This is a genomic window from Vibrio sp. 10N.286.46.A8, from assembly GCF_041470165.1.
Classification (GTDB): domain Bacteria; phylum Pseudomonadota; class Gammaproteobacteria; order Enterobacterales; family Vibrionaceae; genus Vibrio; species Vibrio tasmaniensis_A.
In genome coordinates, this window is sequence record NZ_JBFRLX010000124.1 from 12,984 (window position 1) to 36,977 (window position 23,994).

Sequence of the window (23,994 nt, forward strand, 5' to 3'; positions counted from 1 at the left end):
CAAAAACAACATTGTTAGCAATGAATTACGTTAAACAAAACCGCATCGACGCACAGTCATTTCAAATGGAAATGCCGAAAAATTCCATAAATCAAATTTTCGAAGCTGTTGGTTATAAATCGTTTTAATAAATTCTAGGTTTTGAGTTGTAACAACCTTGTATGAAAGGTATAAATACCGGAGTTATTATTACCTCCCTCTCAATTGACATGGATGAAGATTATGTTTGAAAAAGTGTTAGCAGCTCCCGCCGATCCTATTCTCGGCCTTACTGAAGAATTTAAAAAAGACTCTCGTGAAGAGAAAATTAACCTTGGTGTTGGCATCTACAAAAATGAAGAAGGTCAAACGCCAGTACTTAAAACAGTAAAGAAAGCAGAAGCTGCACTTCTTGAAAACGAAAAAACCAAATCTTACCTAACGATTGAAGGTACCGCTGAATACGGTCTAGCGGTTCAGAAACTGCTTTTCGGTTCAGATGCAGAGATCGTAACGTCTCAACGCGCTAAAACAGCACAAGCTCCAGGTGGTACAGGTGCACTTCGCGTAGCGGGTGAATTCATCAAGCGCCAACTGGGTGACGTGAAAATCTGGATCAGTAACCCAACTTGGGCTAACCACAACGGCGTTTTCGCTGCTGCCGGTATCGAAACAGCTCAATACAGCTACTACAACGCTGAAACCAAAGACAAAGACTTCGCAGGCATGGTTGCTGACCTAGAGAAAGCTTCTGAAGGCGACATCGTTCTTCTTCACGGCTGCTGTCATAACCCAACAGGCATCGACCCAACAACTGAAGAGTGGGAAGTACTTGCTAAGCTAGTTGCTGAGAAGAAACTGCTTCCTCTATTCGATTTTGCCTACCAAGGTTTTGCTAAAGGTGTTGAAGAAGATGCAGCTGGCCTGCGCATTTTTGCTCAACACAACAAAGAGATTCTTGTTGCTAGCTCGTTCTCTAAGAACTTCGGCTTGTACAACGAGCGTGTGGGTGCATTCACTCTGGTTGCAGAATCTGCAGACGTAGCAACAACAGCGTTCTCTCAAGTTAAGAGCATCATCCGCTCTATCTACTCTAACCCACCAGCGCACGGCAGTGCTGTCGTTACTCACATCCTTGGTGATGCTGATCTACGTGCAGAATGGGAAGCAGAAGTAGCAGAAATGCGTGACCGTATCCAAGAGATGCGCGGGCTATTCGTAACGACACTGAAATCTGAAGGTGTTGATGCAGACTTCACATTCATCGAGCGCCAAAACGGCATGTTCTCTTTCTCTGGTTTAAGCAAAGAGCAAGTAACTCGCCTGAAAGACGAATTCGCAATCTACATTGTCGGCTCTGGCCGTATCAGCGTAGCGGGCATGACGAAGTCAAATATGGGTCCTCTATGTAAAGGCATCGCTGCGGTTCTTTAATCGAAAAAGAAACCTGCACTTGCAGACCAATAGATATGCAAAAGCCAGCTATTAAGCTGGCTTTTTTGTGTCTGTCTCCTTTATATGTCAGTTTTTAAGACGCTTAGTCTATATATCGCTAACTAATACTCTAGGAAGAACTCTACACCTAGCTCGTTAGTGCGTTCACTACGAATCTTACCTTCGCCATTTCTGTGTTGGTAAGAGCCACCAATCGCAAATTTGTTGGTCACTAAATAGCGTAAACCTAGGTGGTAGACTTCCTCGTCAAACAAGTCACTGCGATTCACTTGTACACTGCCGTTAGCTATCCAACGTTTCGCAAAGCCATAGTTGAGTTCCGCTTTTATTCCTTGGATAAACTCCGTGTCAGACGAGCGAGTAATGTTAGTTCCATTATCTTCGACTTCCCCCTTAGTAATACCAAGCAGGTAGTAAGCCACTATATCTAGATCTCGCTTAATACTGTAACGGTACCCAATGCCCGGCATAAGGGTATCCATTCGAGTTGTTGATTCATCTGGGTGAATGAAACGAGCACTGTAGTCACCCAACAATAGCCAATCATCCGTTATCGCATAGCTAATACCTAATCCATAGGATGATGCATTGTTATTGCTGCCTGCATCTTCATTCAAACTTCCCGAATGAGCGGTGGCGTATATATGGTCATAATCAAGAATATCCACACTGTGAGTTTCGGCCCACGAACTTGAAGAAAACATAAAAATTGCAGACACTAAACTAAGTTTCCACTTCGGCATTCCTATCATCCTTTAACTGTCACCCTATTATTTGAAAGATTAGTCTATCCCTAAGACTTTAAAAAGGTTTTAGCTCACAGATTGATTTGTGACGGCAAAATATTATCAAATGTTGTACCATGAAATCATACAAACCAATGGATGATCATTATGGATGCTGAGTTATTAGAGATTCAAAACTTTCTGGCACAATACCCCCCTTTCACAGAACTCCCAGAGGAGATGTTGGCGAAAGTGACCAGTAGCGTCGAAATTTCTTATTACCGCCAAGATACCCCTATCATTCACTTTGGTGATCAGATTAACGACCTTTACATTGTTCGAAGCGGCGAAGTAGAAGTCTATCGTCGTAAAGGTGAGCTCTATAACCGGCTGGATGAGGGACACTTATTTGGCCAAATGGGGCTACTCACCAACAATAAAGTTCGCTTCCCGGTAAAAGCAACAGAAGACACCCTACTCTACTGTATCCCTGAACCTATTTTCCAAGAACTCTACGACAACTATGATTCATTCGCTGACTTTGTCGAAGTAGAAGATAATGCGCGACTGCGTCAGGCTAACTCAGACAGCAACGACGCTAACGATCTAACCACGTCAAAGGTAAAGACGCTGCTGACTAGCGAAGCGCCAATGATCGAAAAAACACGAACCATCCAACAAGCTGCTACCATGATGGCACAAGATAATGTTTCATCTTTGCTGATCATCGACCCGGATATTGTTGAAGATGATGAAGACGATTCGACGCCCGTTATTGGCATCATTACCGACCGTGATCTGTGTACCCGAGTTTTAGCAGAAGGACTCGATCCATCGGATGAAGTATCAAGTGTAATGACAGCAGAGGTTATCTCGCTCGATCATAATGCCTATGTCTACGAAGCCATGATGACCATGCTTCGCTACAACGTGCATCACCTACCAGTACTAAAAGATAAGAAGCCTATTGGTATTATTGAAGCGACCGATATTGTACGTTACGAATCTCAAAACTCGCTGTTATTGGTAAGCAGCATCTTCCAACAGCAAAGCATCGAAGATCTTAAAGTCCTTTCTGAGCAAGTAAAAGACAGCTTTGTGCGCTTGGTTAACGAAGACGCCAACGCCCACATGGTGGGTACCGCAATGTCGGTAATTGGCCGTAGCTTTAAACAACGAATTATTGAACTAGCCGAAGATAAACTCGGTAAAGCGCCGATCCCTTATTGTTTCCTCGCGCTCGGCTCGATGGGGCGTGATGAGCAGCTGCTCGTTACTGACCAAGATAACGCCATTATTCTTGATGATACCTACGATGAGAAAAAGCACGGTAAGTACTTTGAAGAGCTGTCGACCTTCATTTGTGATGGCTTAGACCAATGTGGCTATGTGTACTGTACCGGTGACATCATGGCCACTAACCCAACTTGGCGTATGACACGTCGACAATGGGAAGAATGCTTCGCTGATTGGATTGATGATCCAAACCCGAAAGCACTACTGAACGCCTCTATCTTCTTTGATTTAGATGGTGTTTATGGCCGCTTAAAATGGGCAGAACAGTTAAATAGTTTTATTGTAAGACGTGCGCGTAAGAACAACCGTTTCTTGGCGTGTCTTGCTCGTAACGCACTCAACCGAACACCGCCTCTGGGTTTCTTTAAAGATTTCGTAATGGAGAAAGATGGTCGTCATAACAACTCGATCAATCTTAAACGTCGTGGTACCGCACCACTTGCCGATCTAATCCGTGTTCACTCTTTAGCAGTCGCATCTCGCTCTAAGAACTCATTCGAACGTTTAGATGACATTATCGACGCAGGTATTTTGCCAAAAGGTCGAGCTCAAGACTTGAAAGATGCGATGGAATTTATCTCTTTAGTTCGTATTCGCCACCAAGCACACGATGTCGACAACAACATCGAACCGGATAACAACATCGAACCAGAGAACCTTTCTGACTTCGAGCGACGTAATCTAAAGGATGCATTCCAAATATTAAGCAATGCACAGAACTTTCTTAAGTTCCGTTATCAAGCCAGCAATAAGTTTAAGTAGGCGCTATGAACAAACTATTCAGATCCCCAGCGGTTGATTGGCCATTTAAGTTTGCTCAGAAGCTCGAACGAGCGAGAGATGAACGCTTGAAGCAATTTTATAGCCAGCCTCTTCCTGCACCTGATACGCCATTATCAGAAGTGACTTTCTTAGCTGTCGACTTTGAGACAACGGGTTTAAACCCAAACAAAGATGGCATCATTACCATTGGTCTAGTTCCGTTTACGCTAAATCGAATCTACCTAAGACAAGCCAAGCACTGGACCCTGAGACCAAAGCAGAAATTGGAAGAAGACTCGGTTGTTATCCATGGCATCACTCACAACGACATCATTGATGCGCCAGACTTAAGTGAAGTATTAGATGAGATCTTAGAATCAATGGGCGGCCATATCCCAGTCGTTCATTATCGCCGCATCGAGCGTGATTTCTTGGATAACGCGTTGAAGGTCAGATTAGGTGAAGGAATTGAGTTTCCAGTCCTCGACACGCTCGAGATTGAATCTCAAATCCAAAACAAACTGGCCGGCGGTCTATGGAATAAGCTAAAAGGTAAGAAGCCTGCGTCAGTAAGGCTTGGTCAGAGCCGTCGTAGATACCACTTGCCTGACTATACTCCGCATCATGCGTTAACTGATGCGATTGCGACAGCGGAGCTTCTACAAGCACAGATTGCGCACCATTTTAGCCCTGATATGCCTGTTAAAGATTTCTGGTTATAGCTAGATAAACTAGTCGCTGTTAGTTACTGACTAATAAGCGCTCACCTCAGAACTAAAAACGCTCACATCTTCTAGATAGTGAGCGTTTTGTTTTGCGCATGATTGTCTTTTAAGCATGAATAGAAAGTCTACTCGGCTGTCGGGCCAACCAATCTCATTTCCCAATCTTCAACTTCGCCAGTTTGAAGTCGACGTTCTACGAGCGTGCCCCAAGATTCCACTAGAGGCAGCTCCGCCAATTCTCTAAGCTCTTGTTTATCCAAACAACCCGTGAACACCGCACCCATAACCCGGCTTAACGGCCATTCTGGGTAAGGTCTTTCACACAGGATAATCTCGTCGCCGGAGCCGATATCACCCTCTTCCAAAACACGGAAGTACCAGCCAGTTCGAAGGGTGTCTTGTAGCCTTTTCGCCATATCATTTTGATCGAATCGTACATTGAGCTTCCAACAAGGCATACGACCTTGTGAAACTTCCAGCAAGGTTGAACCAATTCGAATCTTATCTTTTAAACAAATGGAAGCTTCAGTCACCCCACTTGAACTTATGTTCTCACCAAATGCACCTTCAGATTGGAAGATTGCTTTGTCGCCCAACTCCTCCTGCCAAATTAAGTAGTGCTCGCTTGGGTAGATATGAAGGGCTTTCTGAATACCACCATGAAAGCGAGGGTCGCCTTGCTCATCGTTAATAAATCCAAGCTCAGTGGTGTATTGGCGCTCAGATAAAACCTGCTTATTGATAGCACTCTGTGTACCGTGAGCAAAAGCAACAACCTTACCGCCCAAAACACTGTTTACTGTACCTAACTTCTTCATACCCTTCCTTTTCAGCAAGTAAAAAAAGAGGAGCTTTCGCTCCTCTTATTGTGAAATACGCCTTAATTAAGCGTATTTCTCTTCAAAGTCTTTCATGAAGCTGACTAATACTTGCACGCCTTCCAGAGACATCGCGTTGTAAAGTGATGCTCGCATCCCACCTACCGCTCTGTGGCCTTTTAGTGATTTCAGACCAGCAGCATCAGCCAACTCTAAAAACTTAGCGTCTAGTTCTGGTTTCTCTAATTGGAAAGGTACATTCATTCTTGAACGGTTTGCCGTATGAACATCATTTTTGTAGAAAGCAGAATCATCAATCGCGTTGTAAAGTAGCGCTGCTTTTTCTTGGTTAACACGCTCCATCGCTTCAACACCACCTTGAGCTTTCAACCACTTGAATACGAGGCCTGATAGGTACCAAGCATACGTTGGCGGTGTGTTGAACATTGAGTCTTTTTCAGCAAGTACTTTGTAGTTAAGAATGCTCGGCAATACGTCGTTTGCTAGCTCTAGCAGATCATCACGCACGATAGCAATGCAAATACCAGCAGGGCCTATATTCTTTTGAGCGCCAGCGTAGATAACACCGTACTGAGACACATCGATCTTACGAGACAGAATGTTAGATGACATATCCGCTACGATTGGCTTATCCGTTTGAGGAAGCTCACTGATTTCAATACCATCGATGGTCTCATTTGGACAGAAATGTACATACGCCGCTTCCGGGTCAATTTTCCAATCTTTAGCTGGAACAACCGCTGCTTTGCCATCAATTGACGTCTTGGCGTTGAATACATCGATTTCGCAATATTTGCTCGCTTCAGTCACTGCACTTTCTGCCCAGTAACCCGCATCAATGTAAGTCGCTTTCGTCGCGTCACCTAAAAGGTTTAGAGGAACAGCAGCGAATTGAGCACGAGCGCCCCCCTGACAGAAAAGAACTTTGTAGTTGTCTGGGATGTTCAGAAGATCACGTAGGTCCTGTTCGGACTCGTCAGCAACTTGAATAAATTCCTTGCTGCGATGGCTGATTTCCATCACGGAAGTCCCTAAACCATTCCAATCAATAAAGTCCGCCTGCGCTTGTTTCATTACCGGTTTAGGCAGTGCAGCTGGGCCAGCACTGAAGTTGAATACGTTATCTAATGTAAGTTCCATGGGGATGATTGCTCCTGCTAAATAATAACTATGCAAGTAATACCATGTTTTACCCAACATAAAAACAACAAAAGAGGTCTTAAGACCTCTTTTGTTTTGTACCGTATAAAATGTTTAAGCTGAACCTGCTAAATCACCCTATCAGTATTCAAGCCTGTTCTGTTTATTGAACAAAAACCGGCATAAGTAGAGCGATTAATGGAATTTCTTGTCCATTTTCGAACACTAGGTTTCCATTTTCCAAGTCAGCGCTGATTTCATAACCACTTTCTGTTTCCTTGATCATTTCCATCACAAGCAATTCATCAATACCTTCACGGATGAATGGGTACTCTTCAACAAGCTCATTTGAGAAGCTAGAGTGAACGTTACCCTTTAATGCAGGTACAATCATCGAAGGATTACTGCTGATGTTTTCGGTTCCTTCCGGTACGCTCACTAACCACTTAGATTCGAATTGACCCTTACCTAGATCTAACGACATATTGTTCATTGAAAGGTCGAAGCCTTTAGCAAACAGGATATCGATAAATGGAATGATCTCGGCAACGTCTTCTTGCGTCATTACTGGATTAGATTGGTAAATCTCAAAGATTTTCTCAAACGATTCGCTATCCAATTTCGACATTTCGAAATCGACGTTTAGGTTGTTCAACTGGCCTTCACTGGTCTCGATGTTTGCGATATCCAGCTTAAGGTTGCTGCGCAGACGCTTAGTCGCTTCATCTAGATGTGATTCAAAATCGTACTTAGAGTTTTCAATGGTCATGAAAGGCTGCATTGCAGAGTCTGTAACCAAGAAGCTATCGATAGTAAAATTCTGAGAACCTAACCAGTAGCCTTTCGCTTGTTGACCTGAACCTACACCTTTTAGGTTTGACAGTGTTACCTCTTCACCGGTTTCAAAATCAATTTGAACTGAAGGGATTGAAAGCTCGTAATCAACTTGCCCTAAAACAGTGGCATGGCCAGACAGATTCGATTTCGTGATTGATACCGAAGTACCATTCTCATCAGAACCTTGATGATTGAACTGGCTTAACTCGAAGTTAAAGTCAGTGTTGCCGTTTAGCTCAGTGCTAGTTGTCAGAGTTAGAGGCAGAATATCAGTATTATCAAACGTCGACAGTGCATTCAGGCTCACCAAACCGTGGCTAACCGCACTATTGATGACAAACTCACTCGGCAGCCCATCAATCGCGAGTTGTTCTTTCAGGTTTTCATCGGTCACAGTTAGGCGAGTAGTTACGTTAGAAGACAAGTAACCTCTATCGTACTCCACGATCTCCGCTTGAATGCTTGAATTGTTAAGCTTTGCAACACCATCGGTAATGGCATTTTGTCCAATTTGGCCAACCGCTAGTGGCCAACAAAGTGCCAATGAGATTGCGCCGCCAATTGCACCAATTTTTCTTAACTGTTCCATGAGTTCTCTTTCTACACGTGTCTGTTTTTTTTAGTCTAACCCATCAGTAGCAAACAAGAAACATTGAGTTAAATCAGTCTATTGCTCGATACTTCGATTGCCTCAATAAATTAACGGCTAGCTCTCATCCTTATTCGGCGGTTCTTGCTAGGCTAGAGACGTCGCTACTATTAAGGTTGAGCTGTGAATCAATACGCTGTTATCTGTTTGGACAATAATCCGGTTAGCATTGAAAGAATACGTTCGGAGTTGGCTCCGTTGGCTTCTGTATTCGATATTTATACTGCCGAGAACATAGAAGACGCGCATCACGCATTAGAAGATATTCATGATCACAACCAAACCGTAGCCTTGGTGATCACTCATCATCATTCTGAATTTAATGGCGTGCAATTTCTGATTGAACTCGAACAGCTGCCCCATAGTAATACCGCAAGAACGATATTAGTCAGCGCTTCGTCAGACATTCAATCCATTCTAACCGCTGTAAATGAAGGCAGGCTCAACCACTGTCTAACCAAGCCAGTTCAAGATCAGGTTCTATTCAAATCAGCGCAAAAAGAGCTAACGTCTTTTGTCATCCAATACGACTCAGAAAACCTGCTCTCTTACAGCGATGCATTGGATCAACAGCGCTTACTCAGAGCGCACATTGAACAAAAGATTCACTCTTTCCAATCGGGTTTCATTCACGATTACCACCAGCTTTCTGACAATGCCCTTGCAGAACGCGTCGTCAGTGCTCTGCAGGATGTCTTTTCAAAAGATGATAAAACCAAGGCCATTCGTGATTATTCACCAGAGCATCTGCTGACGGTTGAGGGCGAAGATAATCGCTTTCTTTGGTTAATTATTGAAGGTGAAGCGGCGCTCTATAAAAAAGATGAACTGGGGCAGCAACGCGAAGTTGTGCGTCACTCTAAGGGCAATATTGTCGGAGGGATGTCATTCGTGACGGGTGAGCCTTCGTTTTCTACTGCGATTACTCTGACTCAGACCCAAGTCATCAAACTGGATAAAGATAGCTTTGCTCAGGTGATGCATTCAAACAACACTCTGCTACCGCTATTTACCAATCTACTGCTCCGTCACTTTAACCGACGCTTACAAAGAAGCATCAACAATAAGATCCAGCTTCAGCAAACGCTAGAATCGTTGGAATCTGCACATCAACAATTGATCGAGAAAGAGAAGATGGCGATGCTCGGCCAACTCGTGGCAGGTGTCGCACATGAGTTAAATAACCCGATTGCAGCCATACTGAGAAGTATTGAAACCTTGTCTGAACATCTCGATCAAATACTCGAGAACTCGGCACTCCCAGAATCAAATAAAGGGACGGATGTATTAGCACATTCAAAAATGGCGAAGCCACTATCAACGGCTCAAGAAAGACAACTCGTAAAGCACCTCACCTCTACTATCGATGATCGTGCGCTAGCCAAAAAAGCCGTAAGACTGAACCTGAGCCAAGACTCCGCGGTTTTAGATACCTTAAAAGACTCCCCTGTCGCAGGCAAAGAGCTGCTCAATGACTTAGAGCATTATCACTATGTTGGAAACTCTATCCGCTCAATTCAAGTTTGCAGCAAACGTATTGCCGATATGGTCAAAAGCCTAAAAAGCTATGCCCGAGAAGATGAAGAGGTCCGCCACTACACAGATATCCACGAAGGGCTTGAAGATACGTTAGTGATCTTTGAAAACAGGCTCAAACATCACCAACTTGAAAAACACTACGACACCGACTTGCCGCTTCTATTGTGCCAGTCGCTCTCGCTGCAACAAGTGTGGACCAACCTTCTCTCTAATGCACTTGATGCTCTTTCAGAGCGAGGCAAAGTCTCTATCACCACGTCTCAAGAAACTAAAGGTGACGACACGTTTCTTGTAGTGCAAATATCGGACACTGGACACGGTATCGCCAAAGAAGACATCAACACTATTTTCAACCCAAACTTCACGACCAAAAAAGAAGGCAACTTCGGTTTAGGGATTGGGTTATCCATTTCTCAACAAATCGTTTCGGCTCATCAAGGTTTTATTTTGGTGGAGTCTGAGGTAGGCAGCCATACACACATGCAAGTGTGGCTTCCATTCAAACAAGAAGGAGCACCTCATGAATAAGTACCTAATTTTATGTGTCGATGATGAACCTGAAGTTCTCAATAGTGTCCTTCAAGATTTAGCACCATTTGAAGACAACTTTATTGTTGAAGGTGCCGAATCGGTCGATGAAGCTAAGCAAGTCGTTCAAGAAATGGGACAGGAAGGTATTAAGCTCGCCTTAATCTTGTGTGACCACATCATGCCTGACAAAACGGGGATCGACTTTCTTATCGAACTTAACCAGCACGATTCTACAATGCCGACACGCAAACTACTGCTTACCGGGCAAGCCGGGCTAGAAGATACCGTCACAGCAATTAACAACGCGGCGCTTGATTTTTATATTTCAAAACCTTGGCAAGGCGATCAACTTAGAGACACGATTACTCAACAACTGACAGACTATGTCATTGCAAACGACAAGCAGTTGTTAAACTGGACTTCCATTTTAGATACTGAGCGCATACTGACATCAATGTCGGACAAGCGAACTAGTTTCAGTGAATAGCGATAGGTTGGTAAATAGAGGTTGTTTGCTGAATAGTGATTAGATGATGAATAGCGATTAGTTAGTCGCGATGCATCTTTGACACTAAGTGTATTTTGTATAACAGCGAGTAAATTAAATGTATCTAATAGTTATCGATAACAAGTGAATGGATACTAGATTTTGTTAAATAACCCTAAAACATGAGATCTCTGTAACAGAGCAGTACTTTACTTGCTTGTTTTTTAGCTAAATGACAAATGAATTGCATTTTTATGGGTTATTTTTCCGCGAGTTAGATTAAACTGTCTCAATGTTTATGGTTTGGCTATTTTTTATCAAACCAAAGGGATCAACACTAATAAAGGTTTACGGTCGTTATGCGCAAAATTTTACTTACTACCGCTATGCTATTGGCTTCTAGCCAAGCACTAGCTGTCGATGGACAACCAAATGAACAAGCACAAGTAATGAGCAACTTTAGCTACGATTACTTTGACGCTCGTATCGGTGCGAGCCCAATTACATTTGGTGGTGCGTTCAGTAAGTCAATCCACCCGAATGCTCACGCAGTAGCGCGTATCGATTCAGAATTTGAAGGCGATTACGACTCTGCTGTAGGTCTTGGTTTCCACGCTCCAATTAACAACTGGGCAGATCTAACGGGTGAAATGCTAGCTCGTATAGTTCAACCAGCAGCGAAAAGCTCTCCTGATGTTGGTATGGAATTCAACGTTGGTGTTCGTCAATGGCTTGGCCCACAACTAGAAGTTGGCGGCAAAGGCGGTTACGTTTCTATCGATGATAAAGATGATTGGATCGGTTCTGCTTACGTTCGTTTCCACTCTACAGAACTATTCTCTCTAGGTGCAGAAGTTCGTATCAATGATTTCTACGGTGATCAGTTAATGTTCACGACTCGTTTCAAGCTTTAAGTAAAACGAGAAAGCTCTTAATAAGAGCTTAGCCTTTAAAACGGGCTAGATAGAAACAAAAAACCGAGGAAATCCCTCGGTTTTTATATATAAACAGTAATCTTATGCATATACAGGCGATATCTTTAGTGGCAGCTCTTTAATAATTGCTGCTTGCGTGGCTCTTGTAATAGTTTCCAGTGAATACCATCAATTGCACCCGCAAACTTCCAAAGTAATTTTAGGTCAACATCGTTTCCGTACGCTTCGCGAACCTTATTAAACACTTCAGATGCACCCAACTGCATAAACATTGAAACATCATCCACTCCAGCCTTTTTAACCATGCGTTCTAACGTCAGTTGCATGTTAGGCAAATCCCTTAATCTACGGCTCGCAGATGATTTTTTGAAGCTACGCTGCTGAATTGAATTATCGATTGAAGTACGAATAATACTATCCAATTCAGGATGCTCAGACGTAAAGAGATCCGTGATGTCGTAGTAATTCACGGTTGCTGTCGTCTGCTTTTTTACGTGACGATACTTTTCACAATCAAGCCCCGTCAGCTTTTTATCTAATAACTTCCCACCTCGAATGAATACACAATCTTCACTCAACAAAGCGAACATAGCGTCATTTTGAAAGAGGCCAATACCTCCAAACATAGAGCGCTTTTGATGTTCACCAAATTGATTCACGTAATTAATAAATGCTGTCTCGGTCATATCCGTTGATCCTTAATCAAATTACCCCGATTAGGTTGATCGCCAGACAAGCAGCTTTTTATGCGAAAAATTTTAAATCTATTTAATGTTTAGGTGAATATTATGGTTTCGTTTGTCACCTTTGAAATAAATGATACTTCGAAAAGAAAAATAAGTCAGGGCGCAGTTCACATCAATCAGTTGAATATCCTTGCTTTTAATGATTTACATCACATTAAACTATCAAATCACGCCAAGAATTTAATTCTTAGTGATACCCCCGTTCAAGTTATCAAAGCTTATGTGGTTCGATGAGTATTGCCTCGCAGCATCGCGGCTTGTAAAATGGTACGACATACATGTTCTTACTCTTAATATGAATCATTTATCATTTTTCTGGCTACCACAAAATAAAGCTCTTCTCCTTAAGGGCCTAGAATCCGAGTTTGCCCAACTTGTTGGACATTCCATCTCAGCGGGAAAAATAACTCTTCCTCCGATTCCTGAGGTTGTACTTAAAATTCAAAAGCTATGTACTCTTGAACCAACAGGCGTCGCCGAAGTTGCCGAGTGCTTACTTGAAGACCCAGGGCTGACAGCAATCGTGATCAGAGTTGCTAACTCAGTTGTCTTCAACAGACGCAATATTACTTGTGTCGATGTTATGACGGCCGTATCGCGTCTTGGTATATTGAGAGTGCGTGACATTGTCACGGCTCAGGCTATTGAACAACTTAAACATTCCGTCAATTTGAGTAAAGAGTGCAACGAGCTATTGGTTCAGAGCGCTTCTGTATCAAAAGAACTCGCCGCAACTATGGTGTTAGTCACCAACCTATTTAAAGAACTATCCCCTACCGAATACCGTTATCTAGAGCATGAAAAGTCACTACTTGTTGGGTTACTTGCAGACATTGGCTTGTTCTGTTTGGTTAGTGAATATCACCTCTACCTAGACAACGGGAACTATTTAGATCACGACATCGCACTGCAAATATTCCAAGGCCAATGTTCAGCAACCAGTAAGTTGGTCCTTAGACGCTGGGGTTTCGACAGCGACTTTATCGATGTGTGCAGCAACACCATTAATAATCACGAAGAGCGCGAGGTGTCTTACCTTGATATTGCGCGAATAGCTAACCACCTACTGATGTTTAGAAACAAGGATGAGAACATTGATGAGCACGAAGTAGAACTAAACGTGACAGGAGCGGAAGTACTTTATAAATTAAGCAACTTGAGCAAACAGGATTTTAATGCAAAGCTAAGTGACGTGATCAATACTAGCGGCTTCTAAGTTACTGTTAAATTGCTAGTAAATGCAATATGAAGTCAATGCAATGGGGAAAGCATGTTTACAGGGATGATCTTTATATTTGCGCCACTCGTCGTGGGGTATCTTTTTTCAATTTCGAACGCTCAGACGCTAGAATTTATCAACCGCTCTACTTCGCGGTTGATCTACGTGATTCTCGCGTTAATGGGACTTAGCTTAGCCGCACTCGATAACCTAGGCAGTAACCTGCAGACAATTCTTCTATACACGGCCACTTTCTTCGTCTGCTTAAGCGTTTGTAATCTAATGGCGCTACCTGCTATTGATAAGTTACTGCCACTCCAGACAGACAGCTGTAATAAGAAACTCCCCCTGTCTTCTATGGCGATGGAGTCTGCCAAACTCATATTAGTGGTCGGTTCCGGCCTTATTGCGGGTTTAGTTCTGCCTATTGGCCTTGATTGGGTTGATACCGCGAGTGAATGGATTCTGTTTGTTCTACTGTTCTTTATTGGCATTCAGTTACGCAATAGCGGACTAACACTTCGTCAAATCTTACTCAACAAGCACGGTATGGTAATCGCAATCGCAATCATCGCCACCTCAATGCTTGGTGGTATTATTGCGGCTTATATCCTTGATATCCCTTTGTTCAAAGCCTTGGCAATGTCTTCAGGGTTTGGCTGGTATTCTTTAGCCGGTATCTTGATGGGCGATGCCTTTGGTCCTATTTATGGCGGCGCTTCTTTCATGCTTGAGTTGTTAAGAGAGTTAGTTGCTTTGGTACTTATTCCTGTGCTGATCCGGAGCTACCCATGCACATCGATTGGTTATGCAGGCGCAACAGCGATGGATTTCACATTACCTGTCATTCAAACCACAGGTGGTGTTCGGTGCGTGCCAGTCGCCATAGTCAGTGGCTTTATCCTCAGCTTGCTTGTCCCGATTTTGATGTTGTTCTTTGTATCTCTTGCTAACTAGATCGCAGGAATAGCGTTTGTTTTAGATTAGAATGCAACTCGAATACCGATGCCCAAGACACCGATACAGTTACCGAAATAAAAAGACACTAAGTGTCATTGCTCAACAAATAATGATCACGGTAATCTGTAACGACAACGTTATAAAAAGAATAAACTTACAAAAGGAACCGCTATGAAACGCCTTTGCGTCGCATTACTGCTAGCTTCAACTTCGACTTTCTCTTTTGCAGCAGATTCAATGTCTGAGACAAATCAGTGCCAAGCAAAAAAATATGATGCGTACATCGACGCCTCTTTAGGTTGGTATGCTGACCTCGCTACATTAACTTCTGAGCAATACCCAGAATTGACAGAAGTAAGCGAGTGGTTCCTAGAAGGTCGTAAGCACCACTTCGAGCTTAATCGCGCTGCGGTAAACTACTACCTTGTGAACGATTCAAGCAAAGTGGCAACAGAGCAACCGGTAGAAGGCTGGCTGCAACTGGAACAACACGACATTAAGACGTTATCAACACGTGATGATGAACTTGGTAGAATTGCGAAAACAACGTTCGACGACCGCCAATCAACACCTCACGCTCAAAACTACGAGCTACGTTCCGCCTTTGCTGAGCTGCTTAGTCACCCTAAGCAAATCGATACAGCACTGCAGCGTTACAACCAGTCGATCGCCAAACTAGAAGCGATTAAGTGTAAATAACCCTTAATTTACTATGCTTTTATGGGAAGTTGGATTTCACAATTAAGACGGGACATTGTTCCCGTTTTCGTTTAGATTATCCCGCTCGCGTCAATATAAGAAAAATAACTCGCTTGCTATGGTTACGGAACAAAAAACAGCAGATGTTAGCTTTGACAGTCTTCTACGTATCTTTACAGTACCAGAAGGCCCAGACTCAACACTCACTCAAATCGAAGACAAACTTTCACGAAACCTGAATCAATTCTTACGAGAACACATTGTGGCTGAAGAAAAGCCATTACGTGAGATTGAGAAAGATTTTTCGAATGCTCATATCCCAGAGCAGCCTGAGTTTGTTTCAGAACATACCGAGCATCTCCTCGATTCTCTTGTATCTCATTCTGTACATACGTCGTCGCCAAGTTTTATTGGTCACATGACGTCTGCGCTACCCTATTTCCTGATGCCGCTGTCTAAAATCATGATTGCGCTAAATCAGAATCTAGTAAAAATCGAGACCTCAAAAGCTTTCACTCCCCTAGAACGTCAAGTTCTGGGTATGTTACATCGCCTGATATATCAGGATAGCGACCAGTTTTATTCTCGCTGGATGCACAGTGCCAACCACTCTTTAGGAGCGTTTTGTTCTGGCGGTACCATCGCGAACATAACAGCGCTTTGGGTTGCACGTAACAACGCGCTAAAAGCACAAGGTTCGTTCAAAGGTGTGGAAAAAGAAGGCTTGTTTAAAGCCATGAAGCACTACGGCTACGAAGGCCTTGCTATCTTGGTTTCTGAACGTGGTCACTACTCTCTGAAAAAAGCAGCGGACGTCCTTGGTATTGGTCAAGAAGGTCTAGTGTCTGTTAAAACAGATAACGACAACCGCATTTGTACGGACGACCTAAGACTCAAGATTGAACAGCTCAAGCAGAATAAGATAAAGCCTTTCGCTGTCATTGGTGTGGCTGGTACAACCGAAACCGGTAATATCGACCCTCTAAGAGACATTGCAGAAGTGTGTGCTGAATCCGATTGTCATTTCCATGTTGATGCCGCTTGGGGAGGTGCGACTCTAATGTCGAACAACCATCGTCACCTACTTGATGGTATTGAATTGGCTGATTCAGTTACGATTGATGCACATAAACAGCTTTATATCCCTATGGGTGCTGGCATGGTTTTGTTTAAGAAGCCAGATGCGATGACCGCAATCGAACATCACGCTCAATACATCCTTCGCAAAGGCTCAAAAGACTTAGGTAGCCATACGTTAGAAGGCTCTCGTTCAGGTATGGCAATGTTAGTCTACGCCTCAATGCACATCATCAGTCGCCCTGGGTATGAACTGCTAATCGACCAGAGCATCAATAAAGCGCGCTACTTTGCTGACCTGATTAAAGATCAAAACGACTTCGAACTGGTTTCAGAGCCTGAGCTTTGCCTACTGACCTATCGCTATGTGCCTGAATCAGTCAAAGCAGCACTACTAAAGGCTAAAGCACCAGAGCGTGTTGAACTGAATGAGCTACTGAATGAACTGACCAAGTTTATTCAGAAGAAGCAACGTGAAACGGGCAAGTCTTTCGTATCGCGAACGCGCTTAAACCCCGAAATATGGGCGCATCAGCCAATCATCGTTTTCCGTGTAGTATTAGCAAATCCACTGACGGGCAACGATATTCTCTCTTCAGTGCTTGAAGAACAGCGTGAAATCTCTAAACTAGCACCCAATTTGATGAGTAAAATCACCAAATTGGTTAAGCTAATCAACGCCTAGCCATTCAATTTTAGTTGCATCAAATTGAAAATTTCTTTCTTTTTGATGTAACTTAGCTGTCAGTTCATACTCAATTTGCATTCTTTTTGCTCAAACCCTCTTCCAATTCTGTAGTTTTCTAAAATTTTGTTGAGGTTTGTCATATTCTTAAGCATTGATGCCGTGTTTTTGTATTAGTGAATAGTATGTTGGGTTTATACTGACTCTATGGTGCTAGTTAGATTGATATCTCTTTGATGCAGTAGAATTTACAATACCGAATATAAGTTTGGTTTTGTATTTTCTTATATTTGTTTCAGCCATACCCCCTGGTAAAAGATATTAACTAGCAAGTTGTTCTCTATACCCTTGTGAACACTATGAATACATTAGAAAAAATACAAAAAAACCTGGAAAATTTCAGCAAGTCTGAGCGTAAGGTAGCCGAAGTAATCATGGCTTCCCCTCAAACTGCAATTCATTCTAGCATTGCTACCTTAGCGAAAATGGCTGACGTGAGTGAGCCTACAGTTAACCGCTTCTGTCGTCGTTTAGACACAAAGGGCTTCCCTGACTTTAAACTTCACCTAGCTCAAAGCTTGGCGAACGGTACACCTTACGTGAACCGTAATGTTGAAGAAGATGATGGCCCAGATGCTTACACGCATAAGATTTTTGAATCAACTATGGCTTGTCTAGATGTTGCTAAAAACAGTTTAGACGCGATGCAAGTAAACCGAGCGGTTGACTTACTGACTCAAGCAAAACGCATTTCGTTCTTCGGACTGGGTGCCTCTTCTGCTGTAGCCAAAGATGCTCAAAACAAATTCATTCGTTTCAATATCCCAATCACTTGTTTCGAAGACATCGTGATGCAACGCATGAGCTGCATTAACTGCAGTGATAACGATGTTATTGTTCTGATCTCTCACACTGGCCGCACTAAAAGCCAAGTAGAGATTGCGAACTTAGCTCGTGAAAACGGCGCGACAGTTATCGCTATCACAGCAAAAGACTCTCCGCTAGATAAAGCGAGTTCTCTGTCTATCTCATTGGATGTACCGGAAGACACTGACGTTTACATGCCAATGGCAAGTCGTGTTGTTCAGATGACGGTTATCGATGTGTTAGCAACAGGCTTTACGCTTCGTCGTGGTTCTGGCTTCCGAGAGAACCTGAAACGAGTAAAAGAGTCGCTTCGTGATTCACGTTACGAAAAGTACTCTCAGTTCTAATCTGTTAAGATGTGAGCTTAAGAATTAAATTCAATTGAAAAACGGAGCCTAGAGCTCCGTTTTTATTTGTCTGTTTAAATGGGTTATGCCGTGATGGGTTTGTGCTGTGTCTGGTTATGCCAAGAGCAGATTGAAGACTGTTAGATAGTCCAGCTATTGCCCTTCTCAACCACGCTGTTCTCGGACGCATAAGAATTGATAATGGTAAAGCTCGACTCGGCGGCAGGCTCTTGCTCAATTTGATTCATTGAAGCTCCCTCATGACGCCCTTCTACACAACCGCACTTCTCGCAAACCTTCTTCAGAATATGTACGAGTCGTTCTTGGTTCAGCGGTAAAGGGTTCCCTTTAATCGCCACCGATTTGAGCGCGTCGGCAGACACCTCATCAAATTGGGCTTCACATACACCAAATACCAGTAAAGTTGGAAGCTTGAGCGTATCCAACACTTCAGACAACCAAGAAATCGCATCTTCTTCTGTTGCTTCTACGTTACCTGTCACTATCTGAGAAATTCGCTGATAACGCGCTAGGATGTCACTCCTCTGCTGTTCTTTCGCAACAGCTATATTCTCTAACATCACAAATGGTGCTAAGCGCGCTGTTATCACACTATGAGGAGCCGAGATTTTGCCACCCAGCGCAGAAGCCAAACCATGCGCAGCGCCAAGTTTGGCGTTAGTTATCGCTATTCCCCCTAACATAGAGGAAAACGCGAGATCAGAACGCGCTTGAGGTTCATCGTAGATACACGCCTGAATGACAGAACCACTCAGCTTACGTAAGCCTTCTTCACAGATCATATCAGTCAGTGGGTTCGGTTCACCGCACACATAGGCTTCCATTAGATGGGTAAATGCGTCCATAGCACCTCGCCCCGATAAATACAGATTCGTACCATGAGTTAGGGTTGGGTCAACAATCGCAACGTCAGCCAGCATGTCTGGGTTTCTAAGGCTGATTTTTACTTGGTCTTGCCCTGATTTCAGTACCGCGTTTTTAGTGACTTCTGCACCTGTACTCGCTGTGGTTGGAATCGCAATGAACGGAAGCGGTTTGGTTTTAAGAGGGACATTACGCCCAACGACTTCAACATAGTCATACAAACTACCTTGGTTAGGTAAAACCGCGGCTAACGCTTTGCCCATATCGATGGCGCTACCGCCCCCCATAGCGACAACCATATCTGGCTTAAATCGACGTGCAGAAATAGCCGCCTCTTCAACCATTTTGATATTAGGTTCGCCGGATACGGCAATGTGTTGATAGCGCATACTCTGTGCATCGAGATAGTCAGTGACTATTGAAGTGCGCTCTAATGTATTGCCAGTCACCAATAGCACGCTGTAACCGTATTGATTAAAGAGAGACAATGAAGCGGAGAGTGCTCCATCACCAAAGATGATCTTTGTAGATGTCATAAATTGAAACATGGTGCCTCCTGCGCCTATGACCGAACAAAACTGCGAACTCTTGGTTTTTAGAAAATTGATTTTTGGAAATTGGTGTCTTGGATTTTACATTTGAAATTTGATTTTCGTATTTACAACACAATCTCGGCACCCCAAATACGAATGCACTAAAACATCGTTACTTCAGACTGCTTACAGAATATGGTTCCATACCTAGATAAAGGATGCCTCGTTCTGCGTTTGATTTTTTTGATAAGGTGCAACTTGTCGCACTAAATATCGACTAAAGTTGTAATCTTAGGGGGAATTCACATACTAATATTGAGGGGACTTCTCGATGACAGTGGGCAGTAAACAAGACTCTAGCCTTTTATGATTAATATTTGCGCTGATAGGCAAAACCTATCGTATTAAGAGGCAATTCTATCTTTATTTCCCCATGCCATTGAGGCATAGTTGGTTTTAAGAAATTTTGAGTGGCATTCATAAAAGAATAGTTAACATAAATGAGTTAACGAGCCTCATCCCGTATTTAGGAGAAATTAAATGTTTGTAGTTATTTTTGGTCGCCCTGCTTGTCCATTCTGTGTTCGTGCAAAAGAGCATGCTGAAACTCTTAAAGCTAAACGCGATGACTTCAACTACCGTTATGTTGATATCCACGCTGAAGGCATCAGCAAAGCTGACCTAGAGAAGACCGTTGGTAAACCTGTAGACACAGTGCCACAAATCTTCATCGACCAAGATCACATTGGCGGCTGCACAGAATTTGAAGCATACGCAAAAGAAAACCTAGGTCTTTTCGACTAAGCTGGGATTTCTCAAACGAAAATCGAGGCTAACGCCTTAAACAGCTAATAAATAAGATAGTTAGACTGTATGATTGATATAAAGCCCGCTCATTGCAGCGGGCTTTTTTATGACAATTTTTCAACCGGAGTAAGATTAAGGTCAATATCGAATAAAATTGAAAATAGCACTTATAATTTATTTATATTTAGATACAATTCATTCCTCAAACTGATCCTGTGTTTCACGCTAATTATTGAGCAATCACTGTGAATATCGACGTTGTCTTGCTGTTAAAACAAAACCCCATCCTTCTCATTTTTGTTGTGTTATCTATTGGCCTCGCCATTGGTAAAATTCGTTTCGGTAGTCTCCAACTAGGAAATTCAATCGGTGTTCTGATTACTTCTCTTATCATGGGACATCTTGGCTTTTCCTTTAACGCCGACGCTCTCACGATTGGTTTCATGCTCTTCATTTACTGTGTAGGTATTGAAGCTGGCCCCAACTTCTTCGGTATATTCTTCAGAGACGGTAAGCATTACCTCATTCTTAGCCTCGTTGTACTTTCTACGGCTATTGCCCTTACTTATTTTTGCAGCGAATATTTAGGTCTTGGTTTCGGACTTTCCGCAGGCATGATGGCGGGAGCACTAACTGCAACACCAATATTAGTTGGTGCGCAAGATGCACTCAATTCAGGTTTAGCTGAAGTACCAAGAAACATGGACTTGGGTCTGGTCATAGAAAACCTCTCTGTAGGTTACGCGATGGCTTATTTAGTCGGCTTAATCAGTATGATTATGTTTGCCCGCCTTATTCCAAAGCTTCAGAAAGTAAACCTGCACGACTCTGCAGAACAAATAGCTCAAGAGCGCGGCCTAGGCACCTCTGGCCAGCGTAAGGTTTACTTACCCATTATCCGAGCTTATCGTGTGGGACCAGAGCTAATTACCTGGACTGATGGCAAGAACCTTCGTGAGCTTGGCATCTATCGCCAAACTGGTTGCTACATCGAGCGGATTCGACGTAATGGTATTCTTGCCCACCCTGATGGCGATGCCATTCTGCAAGAAGGTGATGAAATCGCATTAGTTGGCTTCCCTGACAGCCACGCTCGTCTTGATCCAAGTTTCCGAAACGGTAAAGAAGTTTTTGACCGTAACCTTCTCGATCTACGAATCGTTGAAGAAGAGATCGTCGTTAAAAGCGACAACATCGCGGGTAAGCGTTTATCTGACTTAAACTTATCGGAATACGGCTGTTTCCTTAACCGCGTAGTAAGAGCTCAAATTGAAATGCCGATGGACTTAAACATCGTACTTTCTAAAGGTGATGTACTGCAGGTGAGTGGTGAAAAGAGCCGTGTTCACGGCCTTGCAGAAAAAATTGGTTTCATCTCGATTCACAGCCAAATGGCCGATTTGACGGCTTTCTGTAGCTTCTTCATTCTGGGTATTTTGTTTGGTTTGATCACCATGACATTCGGCCAAGTCTCATTTGGTTTAGGTAATGCAGTTGGTCTTCTTCTATCGGGCATCATGCTTGGCTTCTTACGAGCGAACCACCCTACCTTCGGTTACGTTCCTCAAGGGGCGTTGAATATGGTCAAAGATCTCGGTTTGATGTTCTTTATGGTCGGTATCGGCTTGAGCGCTGGTGGTAAGATATTTGAGCATTTGACCCAAGTGGGTCCGCAAGTTATCGGGATAGCACTTATCGTGAGTGTACTGCCGGTATTCTTCGCTTACCTAGTCGGCGCTTACGCACTGAAGATGAACCGAGCTCTTCTTTTTGGAGCCATCATTGGCGCACGAACTTGTGCTCCGGCGATGGACATAGTGAATGACCACGCTCGTTCAACTATCCCAGCTCTGGGGTACGCGGGTACGTACGCGATAGCCAATATATTGATGACCTTAGCGGGTACCTTTATCATTATCATTAGCTAGTTTATTCAGCGTTATAGATTAGATATTTTAAATGCACTAATTCATCGTTGAGTTAGTGCATTTTTTATTACTTAATCTCTTTTCTCATTCCACACCTCTATACTACTTTCCTCAAACTATAGACAAAAAAAATAGGCGCTCAATGAGCGCCTATTTCGTTTATTTGATTTGTGAATTAGATGTCAGCTACATCAAATTCAACAGCTGTCTCTACATCAGCTTCGTAATCAACACCGTCAACACCGAAACCGAACAACTTCAAGAACTCTTCTTTGTACTCAACGTAGTCAGTCAGTTCTTTTAAGTTTTCAGTTGTGATTTGAGGCCATAGGTTACGACAATGCTCTTGAATGTCATCACGAAGTTCTAGGTCGTCTAGACGTAGACGGTTCACTTCATCAACTTCTGCTGCACTGCCATCTGCTTTGTATAAACGTTGGCTGAACATACGGAAGATCTGTTCCATACAACCTTCGTGAATGCCTTCTTCACGCATCTTCTTGAACACCATAGCGATGTAAAGAGGCATAACAGGAATAGCAGAGCTTGCTTGAGTCACAACTGACTTAAGAACAGCAACGTTCGCAGTACCACCAGTTTGGCCTAGTTTCTCGTTAAGCGCTGACGCTGCACGGTCTAGATCCATCTTAGCTTTACCTAGCGCGCCATCCCAGTAGATTGGCCACGTTAGCTCAGTACCGATGTAGCTGTAAGCAACAGTCTTACAACCGTCAGCTAGAACACCCGCTTCAGAAAGTGCGTTGATCCAAAGTTCCCAATCTTCACCGCCCATTACAGTAACAGTGTCTTTGATCTCTTCTTCAGTAGCAGGCTCAACGCTTGCTTCGATGATCGCATCTTTGTTTGTATCTACCGCTGTAGATGTGTAAGTCTCACCGATAGGTTTAAGAGATGAACGAATCACTTCGCCAGTCTCTGGCATTTTACGCACTGGAGATGCCAGTGAGTACACAACCATATCGATTTGACCTAGATCTTCTTTGATCAGGTCAATTGTTTTCTGTTTAGCTTCGTTAGAGAAAGCATCGCCGTTAAGGCTTTTTGAATACAGGCCTTCTTCTTTAGCTAGCTTATCGAACGCTGCTGAGTTGTAAAAACCAGCTGTGCCCGGCTTTTTCTCAGTACCGGCTTTCTCGAAGAAAACACCGATAGTTGAAGCGCCGCCACCAAATGCAGCCGCAATACGTGAAGACAAGCCGTAGCCACTTGAAGAGCCAACAACGAGTACACGTTTAGGTGCATTTGCGATTGGGCCTTGAGCTTTTGTGTAAGCAATTTGTTCTTTTACATTAGCTTCACAACCGACTGGATGTGTTGTAGT

The 23,994-nt window shown here is 43.3% G+C and carries 20 protein-coding genes; 13 read left to right on the plus strand and 7 right to left on the minus strand.

Features of this window, described 5'->3' with window-relative positions:
* The first annotated feature begins 222 nt into the window (after positions 1–222).
* Complete coding sequence (locus AB4232_RS13135; RefSeq protein ID WP_372087294.1) at positions 223–1,413, plus strand: amino acid aminotransferase; 1,191 nt, start codon at positions 223–225, stop codon at positions 1,411–1,413.
* 122 nt (positions 1,414–1,535) lie between these two features.
* Here the strand turns inward: AB4232_RS13135 and AB4232_RS13140 are convergent, their stop codons facing one another.
* On the minus strand, positions 1,536–2,177 hold the full coding sequence (locus tag AB4232_RS13140) for an outer membrane beta-barrel protein (protein ID WP_029223784.1): 642 nt from the start codon (positions 2,175–2,177) through the stop codon (positions 1,536–1,538).
* 150 nt (positions 2,178–2,327) lie between these two features.
* Between AB4232_RS13140 and AB4232_RS13145 the strand changes: the two genes are divergently transcribed.
* Together AB4232_RS13145 and AB4232_RS13150 are read left to right on the plus strand one after the other, a co-directional pair.
* Positions 2,328–4,217: a DUF294 nucleotidyltransferase-like domain-containing protein gene (locus AB4232_RS13145; protein WP_009847053.1), complete on the plus strand. Its 1,890-nt coding sequence runs from the start codon at positions 2,328–2,330 to the stop codon at positions 4,215–4,217.
* Positions 4,218–4,222: 5 nt separating this feature from the next.
* Positions 4,223–4,939, plus strand: a complete 717-nt coding sequence (locus AB4232_RS13150; RefSeq protein WP_012604226.1) for a 3'-5' exonuclease — start codon at positions 4,223–4,225, stop codon at positions 4,937–4,939.
* A 128-nt stretch (positions 4,940–5,067) separates the two neighbouring features.
* Here the strand turns inward: AB4232_RS13150 and AB4232_RS13155 are convergent, their stop codons facing one another.
* The 3 genes from AB4232_RS13155 to AB4232_RS13165 all read right to left on the minus strand — a co-directional run bounded on the left by AB4232_RS13155 (position 5,068) and on the right by AB4232_RS13165 (position 8,347).
* On the minus strand, positions 5,068–5,760 hold the full coding sequence (locus AB4232_RS13155) for an MOSC domain-containing protein (protein ID WP_029222858.1): 693 nt from the start codon (positions 5,758–5,760) through the stop codon (positions 5,068–5,070).
* Positions 5,761–5,826: 66 nt separating this feature from the next.
* Positions 5,827–6,921, minus strand: coding sequence for a 3-phosphoserine/phosphohydroxythreonine transaminase (gene serC / locus AB4232_RS13160; RefSeq protein WP_135383050.1), 1,095 nt, complete (start codon positions 6,919–6,921; stop codon positions 5,827–5,829).
* Between the two features lie 163 nt (positions 6,922–7,084).
* Entirely contained in the window at positions 7,085–8,347 is a 1,263-nt protein-coding gene (locus tag AB4232_RS13165) for a DUF945 family protein (protein WP_102249848.1), read from the minus strand.
* 183 nt (positions 8,348–8,530) lie between these two features.
* Between AB4232_RS13165 and AB4232_RS13170 the strand changes: the two genes are divergently transcribed.
* The 3 genes from AB4232_RS13170 to AB4232_RS13180 all read left to right on the plus strand — a co-directional run bounded on the left by AB4232_RS13170 (position 8,531) and on the right by AB4232_RS13180 (position 11,878).
* On the plus strand, positions 8,531–10,474 hold the full coding sequence (locus AB4232_RS13170; RefSeq protein WP_135383048.1) for an ATP-binding protein: 1,944 nt from the start codon (positions 8,531–8,533) through the stop codon (positions 10,472–10,474).
* Entirely contained in the window at positions 10,467–10,964 is a 498-nt protein-coding gene (locus AB4232_RS13175; RefSeq protein WP_135383047.1) for a response regulator, read from the plus strand. Before AB4232_RS13170 ends, AB4232_RS13175 begins: the two co-directional genes overlap by 8 nt.
* Positions 10,965–11,323: 359 nt before the next feature.
* Positions 11,324–11,878 (plus strand): hypothetical protein, encoded by a 555-nt coding sequence (locus AB4232_RS13180; RefSeq protein ID WP_009847060.1) that lies wholly within the window; start codon positions 11,324–11,326, stop codon positions 11,876–11,878.
* A 125-nt stretch (positions 11,879–12,003) separates the two neighbouring features.
* Here the strand turns inward: AB4232_RS13180 and AB4232_RS13185 are convergent, their stop codons facing one another.
* Positions 12,004–12,585: a TfoX/Sxy family DNA transformation protein gene (locus AB4232_RS13185; RefSeq protein WP_009847061.1), complete on the minus strand. Its 582-nt coding sequence runs from the start codon at positions 12,583–12,585 to the stop codon at positions 12,004–12,006.
* Positions 12,586–12,940: 355 nt separating this feature from the next.
* Here AB4232_RS13185 and AB4232_RS13190 point away from each other — a divergent pair, with 355 nt between their 5' ends.
* The 5 genes from AB4232_RS13190 to AB4232_RS13210 all read left to right on the plus strand — a co-directional run bounded on the left by AB4232_RS13190 (position 12,941) and on the right by AB4232_RS13210 (position 18,499).
* Positions 12,941–13,861, plus strand: a complete 921-nt coding sequence (locus AB4232_RS13190; protein ID WP_017096721.1) for an HDOD domain-containing protein — start codon at positions 12,941–12,943, stop codon at positions 13,859–13,861.
* Between the two features lie 54 nt (positions 13,862–13,915).
* Positions 13,916–14,821 carry a lysine exporter LysO family protein gene (locus AB4232_RS13195; RefSeq protein WP_372087295.1) on the plus strand — a complete coding sequence of 302 codons (906 nt, stop codon included), beginning with the start codon at positions 13,916–13,918 and terminating at the stop codon, positions 14,819–14,821.
* A gap of 174 nt (positions 14,822–14,995) precedes the next feature.
* Positions 14,996–15,523, plus strand: a complete 528-nt coding sequence (locus AB4232_RS13200) for a hypothetical protein (RefSeq protein WP_009847065.1) — start codon at positions 14,996–14,998, stop codon at positions 15,521–15,523.
* A gap of 118 nt (positions 15,524–15,641) precedes the next feature.
* Complete coding sequence (panP, locus tag AB4232_RS13205) at positions 15,642–17,285, plus strand: pyridoxal-dependent aspartate 1-decarboxylase PanP (RefSeq protein WP_017101464.1); 1,644 nt, start codon at positions 15,642–15,644, stop codon at positions 17,283–17,285.
* Positions 17,286–17,644: 359 nt separating this feature from the next.
* Positions 17,645–18,499, plus strand: coding sequence for a MurR/RpiR family transcriptional regulator (locus AB4232_RS13210; RefSeq protein ID WP_004734686.1), 855 nt, complete (start codon positions 17,645–17,647; stop codon positions 18,497–18,499).
* 140 nt (positions 18,500–18,639) lie between these two features.
* Here the strand turns inward: AB4232_RS13210 and AB4232_RS13215 are convergent, their stop codons facing one another.
* A complete protein-coding gene (locus AB4232_RS13215; protein WP_372087296.1) occupies positions 18,640–19,932 on the minus strand; it encodes an iron-containing alcohol dehydrogenase in 1,293 nt (430 codons plus the stop codon).
* A 525-nt stretch (positions 19,933–20,457) separates the two neighbouring features.
* Between AB4232_RS13215 and AB4232_RS13220 the strand changes: the two genes are divergently transcribed.
* On the plus strand, positions 20,458–20,721 hold the full coding sequence (locus tag AB4232_RS13220) for a GrxA family glutaredoxin (protein ID WP_009847069.1): 264 nt from the start codon (positions 20,458–20,460) through the stop codon (positions 20,719–20,721).
* Positions 20,722–20,969: 248 nt separating this feature from the next.
* Positions 20,970–22,652: an aspartate:alanine antiporter gene (locus AB4232_RS13225; RefSeq protein WP_012604238.1), complete on the plus strand. Its 1,683-nt coding sequence runs from the start codon at positions 20,970–20,972 to the stop codon at positions 22,650–22,652.
* A 175-nt stretch (positions 22,653–22,827) separates the two neighbouring features.
* Here the strand turns inward: AB4232_RS13225 and fabV are convergent.
* Positions 22,828–23,994 (minus strand): enoyl-ACP reductase FabV (fabV, locus tag AB4232_RS13230; RefSeq protein ID WP_372087297.1); only part of this gene is annotated, 1,167 nt, incomplete at its 5' end.

Excerpts from the sequence above, each read along its gene's own strand:
- AB4232_RS13150 (WP_012604226.1), top strand. The coding sequence starts at position 4,223 with ATGAACAAACTATTCAGATCCCCAGCGGTTGATTGGCCATTTAAGTTT.
- AB4232_RS13185 (WP_009847061.1), bottom strand. The coding sequence starts at position 12,585 with ATGACCGAGACAGCATTTATTAATTACGTGAATCAATTTGGTGAACAT.
- AB4232_RS13180 (WP_009847060.1), top strand. The coding sequence starts at position 11,324 with ATGCGCAAAATTTTACTTACTACCGCTATGCTATTGGCTTCTAGCCAA.
- AB4232_RS13135 (WP_372087294.1), top strand. The coding sequence starts at position 223 with ATGTTTGAAAAAGTGTTAGCAGCTCCCGCCGATCCTATTCTCGGCCTT.
- AB4232_RS13210 (WP_004734686.1), top strand. The coding sequence starts at position 17,645 with ATGAATACATTAGAAAAAATACAAAAAAACCTGGAAAATTTCAGCAAG.
- AB4232_RS13175 (WP_135383047.1), top strand. The coding sequence starts at position 10,467 with ATGAATAAGTACCTAATTTTATGTGTCGATGATGAACCTGAAGTTCTC.
- AB4232_RS13200 (WP_009847065.1), top strand. The coding sequence starts at position 14,996 with ATGAAACGCCTTTGCGTCGCATTACTGCTAGCTTCAACTTCGACTTTC.
- AB4232_RS13155 (WP_029222858.1), bottom strand. The coding sequence starts at position 5,760 with ATGAAGAAGTTAGGTACAGTAAACAGTGTTTTGGGCGGTAAGGTTGTT.
- AB4232_RS13195 (WP_372087295.1), top strand. The coding sequence starts at position 13,916 with ATGTTTACAGGGATGATCTTTATATTTGCGCCACTCGTCGTGGGGTAT.
- AB4232_RS13140 (WP_029223784.1), bottom strand. The coding sequence starts at position 2,177 with ATGCCGAAGTGGAAACTTAGTTTAGTGTCTGCAATTTTTATGTTTTCT.
- AB4232_RS13190 (WP_017096721.1), top strand. The coding sequence starts at position 12,941 with ATGAATCATTTATCATTTTTCTGGCTACCACAAAATAAAGCTCTTCTC.
- AB4232_RS13220 (WP_009847069.1), top strand. The coding sequence starts at position 20,458 with ATGTTTGTAGTTATTTTTGGTCGCCCTGCTTGTCCATTCTGTGTTCGT.
- AB4232_RS13145 (WP_009847053.1), top strand. The coding sequence starts at position 2,328 with ATGGATGCTGAGTTATTAGAGATTCAAAACTTTCTGGCACAATACCCC.
- AB4232_RS13215 (WP_372087296.1), bottom strand. The coding sequence starts at position 19,932 with ATGTTTCAATTTATGACATCTACAAAGATCATCTTTGGTGATGGAGCA.
- serC (WP_135383050.1), bottom strand. The coding sequence starts at position 6,921 with ATGGAACTTACATTAGATAACGTATTCAACTTCAGTGCTGGCCCAGCT.
- panP (WP_017101464.1), top strand. The coding sequence starts at position 15,642 with ATGGTTACGGAACAAAAAACAGCAGATGTTAGCTTTGACAGTCTTCTA.
- AB4232_RS13165 (WP_102249848.1), bottom strand. The coding sequence starts at position 8,347 with ATGGAACAGTTAAGAAAAATTGGTGCAATTGGCGGCGCAATCTCATTG.